The organism is Psychrobacter sp. 5A.1 (assembly GCF_030407455.1).
Taxonomy (GTDB): domain Bacteria; phylum Pseudomonadota; class Gammaproteobacteria; order Pseudomonadales; family Moraxellaceae; genus Psychrobacter.
Window position 1 is genome coordinate 785 of record NZ_JASDDJ010000080.1, and the last position, 11,961, is coordinate 12,745.

Consider the following 11,961-nt stretch of genomic DNA (forward strand, 5'->3'; position numbering starts at 1 on the left):
AGGTGTGGGAGGCGATACCAGGCAATGGCGGCAAAACCGTCGCAGACTTCATCGACTCTATCACTGGTGCTGATGGCACCAATGGCACAGATGGCACAGATGGCCAATCGGCCTATGAGATCTGGGAGGCGCTACCTGGCAATACGGGTCTGACACAGCAAGACTTTATTACTTCGCTACAAGGCGACACAGGTGCTTCCGCCTATGAGGTATGGGAAGGACTTGCAGGCAATGCTGGTAAGAGTGAAGCGCAGTTTATCGACGCCATCACGGGCGCCCAAGGGATCGCTGGTGCCACGGGCGCTGATGGGGCCTCCGCCTATGAGGTGTGGGAGGCGATACCAGGCAATGGCGGCAAAACCGTCGCAGACTTCATCGACTCTATCACTGGTGCTGATGGCATAGATGGCCAATCGGCCTATGAGATCTGGGAGGCGCTACCTGGCAATACGGGTCTGACTCAGCAAGACTTTATTACTTCGCTACAAGGTGCTGACGGTAAAGACGGTGACAACGTTCCCCTTGTCAACATATTAGAAGGGGATGATGCTCTAATTACTGGTTCCGATTTGCTTGAAGCAGGCAAAATCGCGGTTGCTATTGCACTACCAGATGATGCGCAAGTAGATGATATTTTGACAGTCAACGGTATTAACACCTCTATTACTCAAGACATGATTGACAACGGTTTTATGACCTCTGTAGATATTCCAGCAGAAGGAGAAACATTATTCGTCAAAGCGGTAGTCACTTATCAAAATGGCACTCAATCAGGCACTGGTAAAGATTTTGCGAGAGTGGGCGATACAGAAGCCCCTGTTCTAACAGTCGATCCAATGGTGATTAATGGCCCAGATGATGATGGTAACGGCAAACCTGATAGCACTACGATTACAGGCACAACCGAAGCAGGGGCTATCGTTGGCGTCGATATCAATGGAGATGGCAAGTCTGATTTTGTCACTATCGCTGATGCATTAGGGGATTTTAAATTAACAGTCAAACCTGCGCTTGATAAAGACCAAGAAGTACAGGTCACGGCTACAGATGCTGCAGGTAATAGCTCTGAACCACAGTCAGTCATTGGTTTGGGTGATACAGTTGCAGCATCTGAACCTATTATTAATGTACCGATACCCAGTGGTAGTGAAGGTGAATACAACGAAAACGATTTGAATGTTGATGGCACCGTTACCGTCGTAGTTGAAGCTCCTAATGATGCACAACTTGGTGATACATTGATCGTTAATGGTCAAGAAATCATATTAACTTGGAAAGTGCTGGGCACAGGTTACTCATTAGATGTTCAGCCTGGTAGCACAGTGACCGCAAGCATCAAGGACAAAGTAGGTAACGAAAGTAATACCGCAACGGCCGCTATCAGTATTGATTTTGCAAGCCCTATCGATGCTCCTGTCATTACCGACAATGTGGCCAACAATGGCAGTGGTGATGTGCTTACCACACCAGAACTCATTGCCGATGGGGGTATTACCAATGACAATACTCCAAGTGTGGTCGTACCTGCTGATCAAGTCGCTAATGGCACACCGCAGTTGGTGGTTAATGGTACGGTGGTGGCCGCCGATGTTACTGTAAACCCAGATGGCAGCTACACGCTAACGCCAGTGGTTGCTTTAGATGATGGTGAGTACACGCTTAGCTACAACATCAAAGATACTTTTGATAACGTGAGTGGCAATGCCCCTACAGTGACCGTAACAGTAGACACAGTCATACTTATCACCGCTCGAGACGATCTTGACAATCTTGATCTGACATTGCAAGTCACCACGTCTGTACCCATAAATGCTGCTGAATCTACAACACTTGAAGCCTTTGGTGGAAATAATGGCGCGGACAGTGATTTAAGCTTTACAGTGAGTGCTAATACAAACGGTACTGTCAATATCGAGGTTACAGAAAATGCATTAGTGCAAGTAGCTGATGCGATAAGTTTTGAGATTTACAATAGTAATAACGAGCTTCTATACATTGCTGCTAATGCAAACAATCCACTGGTGGGCAATGTTGCTGGTTTAGAGGTTTTAGGTTTAACGAATAATAATGGTAGTTTGACAGCAACAGTATCTGGCTTACAACCAGATGATTATAAGGTAGTCGTAAGCAAGGATAGCAGTGCCCTAGAAACGCTTATAAATAATCTCACAGTAGCAGAGCTCGGTGAAGCAGGTGTGGTATTAGGGCCTGACAATCAAATTGCTATTTTAGATGCAGTGGAAGTGGGGCTAGGTGTCCCTTTGGGTCCTACCGTCAGATTAACTCTTGAGCTTGCTCTAAACTTAACAACAGACATAGGTGTTGGTGAGTTCCTCAGTATAGCCCAACCGATTTTAATTGCCGCAGGTGCGTCACTTGATCCTTTGCTAGACGCAGTGGCTGCCCAAGTTCTTAGCAATACCTTGGCGCTACTCGAAACTACTGAGGTCACTGCTACATTAACTGAATATAATTTTGATAATAACACCGTGGCTACAGGTAATGTTATCAACCCTGAGCCTTCAGTCACTGATGAGTCAGGTGAAGATGTTATTAATCCAACCACCACGCTTACTACGATAGCGAGCAATAATAATTTATCCTCAGTACCGACGCCTACTCAATTAAACGGTGTTGATGCACTTGCTATCAATGGTGAGTACGGTGTGCTCATTATTGATAAAAATGGTGAGTATACTTATACGGCTAACGGTGATTATGCATCGTCAGGCCAATCAGAGGTATTTACTTATACTATTTCTGATGGGCTGACTAGTGATACTGCAGAGCTAGTCATTGACCTCAATTTCACAATTGATATGGCCGCTGGTGATGACATTGTTAATATCACCAATAATATACTTCAATCGTCGTTAGATGGACTAGATGATAGTGCAAACACTATCAATATCGACGCAGCTCTAAATATTAATATTATAGGCGGTGAGGGTTTTGATACTATTAACTTAACTGGATCAGGCCAAACCCTTAGTCTATCTGATATATTGCAAACAGAAGTGATTGATATTATTGGTACTGGTGCTAATACGCTTACTATCCAAGCAGCAGATATTACCAACTCAGGAACATCGAGTCCCATTTATGTGAAAGGGGATAGCGATGATACCGTAGATTTAGGCGGTATTGGTGCTGATCTTAGTGACGTAGATGGCGCGAACAACCCTTCAACTTGGGTCGATGCAGGAACAGATGTCACAGATGCTAATGGTCGAGTATATAACGTGTGGCAATTAGACAGTGATACGGCTACACAGATTTATATTGATACTAATATCACCACTATTATCTAGGGCGTGTCTTCATTTCAAAAATGGTGATAAAAATGAGATAAATTGCCGTCAAACGAGGAAAATAGTGCCGATAATATCGGGATATTAACCAGCTGTTTGACGATGTTTGGCAAAATCTAGCTGTTTTTAGCCCATTTAGATAACTATCGAGTGAATTTAAGACACGCTCTAATATTGGCTAATCGTATTTTACTCTTTAAAACGCTTCCAAAATGGAGGCGTTTTTCACAGGGTTTATCTAGGGTCTGTTGAACATTCAAATGTGGTGTTGGCAGTTACTATTTTTTAGACAATATGCCGTGAAATTTTTGATGCCTCGTCATTCTAGGTTAAACAATTTCGCCATATATTGGCAAAAAATAGTACTGCCCTAAAAGGCTATCGATAGAATTGAATACACGCCCTAAACACCTTAAGGTTATCAAATAATAAGAACCTTTGGTATAGAGATTTTTCTAAGCCTCTTCAGCGGTGTCGTTAGTCTCAAATTCAGCAAGCATGTCTGTGATCAGCTGATCTTTTTGGTGCCATATCTGCTCGACCCAATCAAACATCTGTGTTTTTATTGCTTCATCTGTTTCATAACCGCCGTTCTTGATAGCCGTAAACAGATCTTTGGGTATCTCAATATGTCGTACATCGACGCCTAGACGTTTGATATTGCCTTTCCACAAATCACTATAAGTGGGCACACCATCAGGATAGACAATCGTCATGTCCAAAATCCCATCGATTTCTTCCCCTAAAGCACTCATCGCTAGAGACATCCCGCCAGCGCGTGGCTTAAGCAAATGTGTATAAGGGGATTTTTGCTTGTCATGTTTGCTAGGGGTAAAGCGTGTTCCTTCTAGATAGTTCAGTAGCGTAAAAGGCTTGTCTTTGAGCAACGCGCAGGCTCGTTTTGCTTCTTCGATATCCTTACCTTTTAGGGCAGGGTTTTTGGCGACAGCTTCTTTGGAATGTCGACGCATCATGGGAAAATCGAGAAAATAGAAAGCTTGACCAATGACGGGGATATATATGAGCTCAAACTTTGTAAAAAAACGCGTCAAGGGCAAACGGTTTTCACTGATATATTGCACAATACTGGTATCAACCCACGACTGATGATTGCTAACCAGTAAATACTTACCGTTTGTATGCACGTCGTCAGGCAAATTAATGCGCCAGTCTTTGCGTGGTAATACGTTGTCGATCAGAGCATTGTTACTATTGATCCAATAATTCGTCACATCGATAACGGCTTTGTCAGCGATGGCAGCGCCAGTGATGGCTTTCGTGGCGCCCATTACCCAGACAGGCAGGCCAGCCAAGATACTATTAAAGGTAATAACACTGGTGGCAGTGGTCAATGATGCTGCTTTGCCCAGTTTTGGGGCGCGTTCATGTAATTTTTGAACGATTGATTTCAATCGCATATTAAATCCTTTTACTCATATCTATGATGAGATATTGATAATGTTGCTGCATGATTCTAGCAGAAATCAATCTCAGTGTACGAGTGTTGCCAACAAATAATAAACAGTGTTTATGAGTCAAAATATATAGGGCGTGGCATTGATTCGCACTTTTATATATTGAGTGATCTTAAAATGGCTACATTTTGCCAAATTTCACCAGAAGTCTTGTCAATATGTTTGTATTTATGGCGAGCCCTTCCTTGTTTGACCAAACTTCTCCTCCTTTTAAGCCTCACAATCTAAATGAGGACACCGCCTCGACTAATAGTGGCTTATTCAAAAAAATAGATCGCAGACCATAAAAGCTGTCTGATTTATCTATGACAATGAATGGGGAAAAAAGGAAGGCGTTACAAACCGTTTGGGGTAGAAGTGTTTTATAATCCTATTTCGGCTTTAAATATAGCGCTTATATTATGCCTCGTCTATAATTTTTTCGTCTATGAGCTTTATTTGAAAGGCATTTTTAGTTCATTTGCAGATTAGGGTTCAGATGGAGTATACGCTTTAGAGGCGTAAGCTTTTGCTCAGACAAAAAAAGGGCGTATCGAGGAATTATCTCAATACGCCCTTTGTGCTTCAATCAGTCGAGTGAGTCAAAAATCAACAATTAACAATCAATATCCACTATTTTACTTAGCCATGCATACCGCGGATAGGATAGTTGTTTTCTGGATTTCTAACGAAGGCCAAACCATTTGCCAAGGCTTCAAGATCTGGTCTAGAGAATGGTGCGTTTGAGATATCAACAATATGCACTTTTCCTTCAGCATTGATAACGAACACAGCAGGCTCAGCGAAAGGATGATCGGTCTCTTTTTCTGAACGTGGGTCAGAGATATACAGACCTAGCGTGTTCATCTGTTCGATGGTCAGACCGTAAGCCATAGGGAAACTAACATCTATCTGATCTAGATGATCTTCTAACTGCTCTTTGCTGTCTGCCGATACTGCGATGACATCAATGCCTATATCATAGAAAGAGTCTTTCACAGTCTCTAAAGTATTTAGATACTTTGTGCAAATCGGGCAATGCTTACCACGGTATACAACCACCAGTTTCCAGTCATGACCGTTTTCGGGTTTGCCTAACGAAGTCATTTCACCATTTAACACTGGTACTTCCATTTCAGGAAACGTAGTACCGGCTTGAATTTTTTGAGCATAATCTGTTGACATAATTTTTATCCTTTTTACATAGTATTTTTATGGTTAGTGTTTATTTGTTCGTTTATTCAGTGATTTGAGCATCTAATTTATCTTGAGTTTTTAGCTCAAAATCTGAGTCGTCATGACGTTCGTGTAATTGCTCAGCAGGTTCACCCCAAGTGCGGTTTACCTTGCGACCACGTTGCACAGCAGGACGTTCTAAAATCTCAGCTGCCCAGCGACGCACATTTGGATAGCTCTCAACTTGTAGGAACTCTCCTGCATTGTATGCTTCGCCTAGTATTAGATTGCCATACCAAGGCCAAGTGGCGATATCTGCAATCGTATATTCATTGCCGCCTAAATAGCGATTTTCTGCAAGCTCACGTTCTAGTACATCTAACTGGCGTTTCACTTCCATCGTGAATCGATTGATAGGGTACTCAAATTTTTCGGGTGCATAAGCATAGAAATGTCCAAAACCGCCACCAAGGTAAGGAGCAGAACCTTGTAACCAAAAGAGCCAGTTCATCACTTCAGTGCGTGCGGCAGCATCTTTAGGAAGTAGCTTTCCAAATTTTTCGGCCAGATAAAATAAAATAGCACCACTCTCAAACACACGGCTGCCTGTCTCTGTATCCAAAAGCACAGGAATTTTTGAGTTTGGATTCAACTCAACGAAACCTGACGAGAATTGTCCACCTTCACCAATTTGAATAAGATGCGCATCGTACTCAGCTTCTGTCACACCTAACGCCAATAACTCTTCGAGCATGATGGTGACTTTTTGGCCGTTAGGGGTGCCCATTGAATAAATCTGCAACGGATGTTTGCCGCGAGGTAGTTCTGCTTCATGCGTTGGGCCAGCGATAGGGCGGTTGACACTTGCCCACTTACCACCGCTTTCTGCATCCCATGTCCAGACGCTGGGTGGCTCGTAATGATTAGAGTTTGACATAATGATGATACCTTTTTATATACTGTGCTCAGTAGGGTGTAATTGGTAAATCAGATCCAGTTTATGGTTTTTATTCTGGCATGTCTGCTAGTTGCTTTAAGATATTTTTGTAGTTTTCTACACCTTGTGCGCCGCTCACCAGATGCCGACCATTAAAGATAACCGATGGTACGCTTTGAACACCTTGCTGCTTTGAATGCTGTACGGCTTCACGTATCACATCGGCAAAGCGTTGATCTGCGATAACGGTAAGCGCCTCAAAACGATCTAGTCCAATATCTGCTGCGACATCTGCCAGTACGGTACTGTCAGCCACGTTTTTATTATCAACGAAGTGCGCAACAAACAATGCTTGTTTTAGGTCGTGCATACGTCCTTGCTGATCAGCCCAATGTAGCAATTGATGGGCATTAAAAGTATTGTAAGTACGAAAGTCATCGGTAAACTGAAAATTGAATCCAGCTTCTGCACCTGCTGCTGTCATTCTGGCTCGGCTCTCTTGAATGTCCTCAGCAGTCGTACCGTACTTCTCCATAATATGCTCACGATAGTTTCGTCCTTCGTGCGGCGTATTAGGATTTAACTCAAATGGATGCCAGTGAATCTCGTGCGGCGTGTTGGTTTGTTTTAGTGCCTCGGCCAGTTGGCTATAACCGATAGCGCACCAAGGGCACACAACGTCTGACACGATGTCTATTTGTAAGGGTTTTTTTGCCTGTTCCATAGGATCTCTCATTAGCGATAAATTAAAATGAAAAACTGCTGCCCGAAGATGTTTCGAACAACAGTATGAAAACATCAAATGGACTGTGTCAGCGTTAGCCGAAAAACGTATTAGTCAGCTTTGTGCCATTCAAATTTCTGGAATGGTTTGTCAATTGGTGTGTTAGCTAGGTGGTTCGTGTAGTTACTCATTACTTTTTGAGCAGCACCAAGGATAACTTCAAGAATTTGACGCTTGGTGTAGCCTGCATCTAAAAATTCTTGAACCGCGCTGTCATCAACGTTACCACGATTACGGACTACAGATAGTGTGAAGGTACGCAATGCTTCCAATTTTTCAGTTGGTAGTGGCGTTTCATCACGTAATGCATCCGTGATAGCGTCATCTACTTTCATGCTTTTAGCAATACCAGTATGAGCTGGTACACAGTAATGGCAAGCATGCTCAACGTTGATAGTTTGCCATACAACCGTGGTTTCTTCATCATCAAAGCTGCTGTCTAAAAACAGTTGATGTAGCTGTTGGTAGCCTTCGAGCAAGCCAGGCGCTTCAGCCATCACGGCGTGTAGGTTGGGTACCATGCCAAATGCTTTGATAGAAGAATCAAGTAAGTCTTTGCTTTCTGCTGGGGCTGTGTCTTTATCGTGTAGAGTAAATTTGGTCATAACATAATTCCTAATAATAGGTTTGAGATTTGGTGTGTTTTACGTTTGCATGCCAGCTTCAAAGCAGTCGCCGATTTACATTTAATTATTATCTTGAGTGGTTACTCAAAATTAGCGGCTTTGCTTAGTAAGCGAGTCAATAGAGACCACTATAAATGATATTGAGCAATCGCTCAATAATTATTTGAGTAATCGTTCAATTAAATTGTAATGGCTCAATTACATACCTCTTAATAATCGAAATTATGACAGTAATATCAATACTTTAATAAAGTAACACTGTGTAAGTAATGATATGAAGATAACGATAGAAAAGTGGTTGTTCGACTTTGAGACGATTGTTAATGCTAAGAAAACCAATCGAACTGTCATCTTGAGGTATTAAGGCGTGTCTTCATTTCAAAAATGGTGATAAAAATGAGATAAATTGCCGTCAAACGAGGAAAATAGTGCAGATAATATCGGGATATTAACCAGCTGTTTGACAAAATTTAGCCTTTTTAAGGCCATTAAATGTATCAATGTGCTAATTGATGACACGCCCTAGTATAGAAAAAATAAGAAGGAGAGCAGCGATATGCTCTCCTTCTTATTACAGATATATCATGATTTCAATACTGAGTGAATCGAGACGAAATTAATTAACTTCGGTCATCTCATGTACAACAAATGACTCAATCGCGCCTTCTGTTGCGGTGGAGAAATCTTTTAGGTGTTGGTTTTCCATATGGATTTGCCATAGCTCGCGGGTGGCCCAGCTTTCATGAAACATAAAGTGAGTGGGCTTTTCATTATCTTGGAACAAATCATAACGAATACAGCCTTCTTCGCTGCGGGTAGCTGATATGAGTTTTTCGAGCTCAGCTTTTACGAGAGCGATGCTGTTGTCTTTTGCTGTTATATGAGCAATAACCGTTAATGTAGACATTTTTAATCCTTTGTATTAGTGTGATGGTTAGATAAGTTGTGAAGATACCTGTTGGCAAAAGTGACTATGTAAGAACAAGGTTATATCGACCCTATGTTTATTATATCAATATATAACATTTCTTGAACGACCGTTCATTTGTGGTTATATTGTATATCAGACAATAAAAATGTGCTTCAAATTGCGACGTCTGTTTTTGTTGTCTCATTACAGCTTTTATAGCCATTAATATAGTCACCAGATTTGATAGTCATTAGACGACTGTCTTCTAATAGGATAAGGTTATGCTTAAATTTTATTTTCACCAAACACCAAACCCAATGAAAGTAGCATTGTTTCTTGAAGAAACTGGGCTGCCTTATGAGCTTGTGGCAGTAGATACGCTAAAAGGGGAGCAGCATACGCCTGAATACCGCGCTATCAATCCAAATGGTAAAACACCTGCCCTTGAAGATGATGGCAAACGCGTGTTTGATTCTACGGCTATCTTAATGTACCTTTCCGAAAAAACAGGAAAGCTGGCAGGACAGCCAGAAGATCGTAGTGAGATGCTGTCGTGGCTAATGTTTGTAGCAACGGGTTTAGGCCCTTATTCTGGTCAATCTGTTCATTTTAGGCACAAAGCGCCAGAAAAAATTCCATATGCGATTAATCGTTATCTTCGTGAAGCTGAACGTCATTATGAAGTGCTAGAGACACATCTAGAAGGTCGTGAATATATGGTCGGTGATAGCTATTCAATCGCTGATATTTCTACTTGGGGCTGGATTGATAAGGCGACAGTCGTGCTAGGTGAAGGTGGTTTAGATAATTACCCAAATCTAAAGCGTTGGTTTGATAGTATTGACGCCCGTCCTGCTGTACAAAAAGCCCGTGACATTCCTGAAACTATTGATTTCAAAACGGAGTTTGATGACGTTGCTGCACGCGCGCTTTACCCGCAAAACTTTGATAAAAACAGTTAATCACAGCAAAGCCCTTCAAACAGCCTTGCCCTTCAAACAGCCTTATAGTATAAAAAGTGATTAAAACCAGTAACTAAGGTTGATTCTACAAACTTTGCCTTAAAATAGATTTTATGGCAAAGATATTAAGGTGAAAATTATGAGTGCTCCGATAAAGTTCAATCGTGAGGATGTGATCGAAAAAGCAAAAAATCTCTACTGGGAAAAAGGCTATCACGCGACATCGATGCGCAACCTGCAAGATGTGGTGAACCTGCACCCAGGTAGTATTTATGCAGCTTTTGGTAGTAAAGACAAGCTGTTCACAGAGTCATTGAGCCGTTACGCAGCAGATGGTGCCAAGAGGTTGGCCGATTGTATTGAGCAAACAGACACAGTGCTGGATGGTTTAAAAGACTTTATTCATACGGTGATTGTTTGTAATAGTGCGACTGCGCCAAGCGGGATGTGTATGATCGTCAAGACAGTCGCTGAGCTTACTCAGAATGACAGTCCAGATTTGCTAGCGCACGCCACGAGTATTTTAGAAAGTATAGAGGCGTCGTTTGCCGTTCTCTTTGGACAAGCCATTGATAGTGGCGAGATTAGTGCAGAGAAAAATCCCATTGAGCTGGCACGTTATTTCCAAATTCAAATTATAGGTCTCAGGACTTATGCACAAGTCACCAAGGACAGCGATGCAGTAGAAAAGTATATTGACGATATTTTCAAAAATATCGTGTGACAATGTTACATAAAAAGCAGCCTCTCCAGTATATAGTCACGCCGTTATTTTTTATATGACACCATTAATTTGGTTGTGACCGCTCGTGCATTTCATCGTTGATCAATCATCATGGCATTACTAAAAACCCTGACTGCTAATGTACTAGCAGTCAGGGTTTTGTCGTTTATTACAGCGCTTTTGGATTGTCATTGATGAACTTCAGTAAAAGTTCAGCCAACGTTTCGCCTTGGTCTTCTTGCAGGAAATGACCACCGTTAGTGATAGTCGTATGATTTTGGCCTTTGGTACCCGGAATCAGCTTTTGCATGATGCGATCGCCGCCACCAGTTACGGGGTCAGAATCACTAAACAATGTGATAAATGGCTTGGTCCATTTGCTTAGCTCAACCCAAGCCGCTCGATTATTCTCTGAAGCGGGATCGTCTGGCGTTGTAGGTACAAGTAGTGGGAACTGTCTCGCGCCTTCTTTATAGGACTCATCAGGGAAGGGGGCATCGTAAGCATCGATTACCGCTTGTGAGAGTGTCGTTGTGGTACCGCTTTTTATGGTTGCTCCTACATTAAATTGCGGCGTCTCTTGTGAGAACTGTTGCCACTTGCGAAACCCTTCTCCAGGATCATGATCCCCAGTCGGCAGCATCGTATTACCTGCTGCGACGCGATCAAATTTATCAGGATGTGCCGCTACTAAACGCAGGCCGATCAAACCACCCCAATCTTGACAAAATAGCGTGATGTTCTTTAAATCCAACTGGTCGAGCACCGATTGCATCCAGTCGACATGGCGCTGGTAAGTGTAATCAGTACGCGATGCTGGCTTGTCTGAACGTCCAAACCCAGGTAGGTCTGGCGTAATCACACGGTGTCCTGCAGCGGTTAATATCGGAATGACTTTACGATACAAATAAGACCATGAAGGCTCACCGTGTAATAACAAGATAGGCTCAGCATCGCTTGGGCCTTCATCAAGGTAGTGTACTCGTAGCTCACCTCCCTCTGTAGTGGCATAATAAACTTGGACAGCTGCTAAGAGGTTATACTAACCCAAAGAAGGAAAATAGTATGACCAACAAA

Annotated in this window: 9 protein-coding genes and 1 pseudogene; 3 read left to right on the forward strand and 7 right to left on the reverse strand. The window is 42.4% G+C overall.

All coding sequences use genetic code 11. The annotated features are described in order from the left end of the window. The coding region (locus QL982_RS13155) for an Ig-like domain-containing protein (protein ID WP_290190380.1) at nt 1-3,311 on the forward strand (3,311 nt) is incomplete at its 5' end. Between the two features lie 455 nt (nt 3,312-3,766). Here QL982_RS13155 and QL982_RS13160 read toward each other — a convergent pair. From QL982_RS13160 to QL982_RS13185, 6 genes are all read right to left on the reverse strand, one after another. Continuing rightward, nucleotides 3,767-4,729 (reverse strand): acyltransferase, encoded by a 963-nt coding sequence (locus QL982_RS13160; protein ID WP_290164998.1) that lies wholly within the window; start codon nt 4,727-4,729, stop codon nt 3,767-3,769. 678 nt (nt 4,730-5,407) lie between these two features. After that, on the reverse strand, nt 5,408-5,950 hold the full coding sequence (locus QL982_RS13165) for a peroxiredoxin-like family protein (protein ID WP_290164995.1): 543 nt from the start codon (nt 5,948-5,950) through the stop codon (nt 5,408-5,410). 52 nt (nt 5,951-6,002) lie between these two features. Beyond that, the gene (gene yghU, locus QL982_RS13170; RefSeq protein WP_290164993.1) at nt 6,003-6,878 is read right to left on the reverse strand and encodes a glutathione-dependent disulfide-bond oxidoreductase; all 876 of its coding nucleotides are present in this window, start codon (nt 6,876-6,878) and stop codon (nt 6,003-6,005) included. A 70-nt stretch (nt 6,879-6,948) separates the two neighbouring features. Continuing rightward, nucleotides 6,949-7,602: a DsbA family oxidoreductase gene (locus QL982_RS13175; RefSeq protein ID WP_290164991.1), complete on the reverse strand. Its 654-nt coding sequence runs from the start codon at nt 7,600-7,602 to the stop codon at nt 6,949-6,951. A gap of 110 nt (nt 7,603-7,712) precedes the next feature. Continuing rightward, nucleotides 7,713-8,267, reverse strand: a complete 555-nt coding sequence (locus QL982_RS13180) for a carboxymuconolactone decarboxylase family protein (RefSeq protein ID WP_290164989.1) — start codon at nt 8,265-8,267, stop codon at nt 7,713-7,715. Between the two features lie 637 nt (nt 8,268-8,904). Next, on the reverse strand, nt 8,905-9,195 hold the full coding sequence (locus QL982_RS13185; protein ID WP_290164987.1) for a putative quinol monooxygenase: 291 nt from the start codon (nt 9,193-9,195) through the stop codon (nt 8,905-8,907). 284 nt (nt 9,196-9,479) lie between these two features. On the opposite strand from QL982_RS13185, the gene QL982_RS13190 reads away from it, so the two are divergent. Together QL982_RS13190 and QL982_RS13195 are read left to right on the forward strand one after the other, a co-directional pair. Beyond that, a complete protein-coding gene (locus tag QL982_RS13190; RefSeq protein ID WP_290164985.1) occupies nt 9,480-10,160 on the forward strand; it encodes a glutathione S-transferase N-terminal domain-containing protein in 681 nt (226 codons plus the stop codon). 139 nt (nt 10,161-10,299) lie between these two features. Continuing rightward, nucleotides 10,300-10,884 (forward strand): TetR/AcrR family transcriptional regulator, encoded by a 585-nt coding sequence (locus QL982_RS13195; RefSeq protein ID WP_290164983.1) that lies wholly within the window; start codon nt 10,300-10,302, stop codon nt 10,882-10,884. 169 nt (nt 10,885-11,053) lie between these two features. On the opposite strand, the pseudogene QL982_RS13200 reads toward QL982_RS13195, so the two are convergent. Then, a pseudogene (locus QL982_RS13200) lies at nt 11,054-11,881 on the reverse strand (haloalkane dehalogenase); the annotation flags it as partial. Nucleotides 11,882-11,961: the final 80 nt, after the last annotated feature.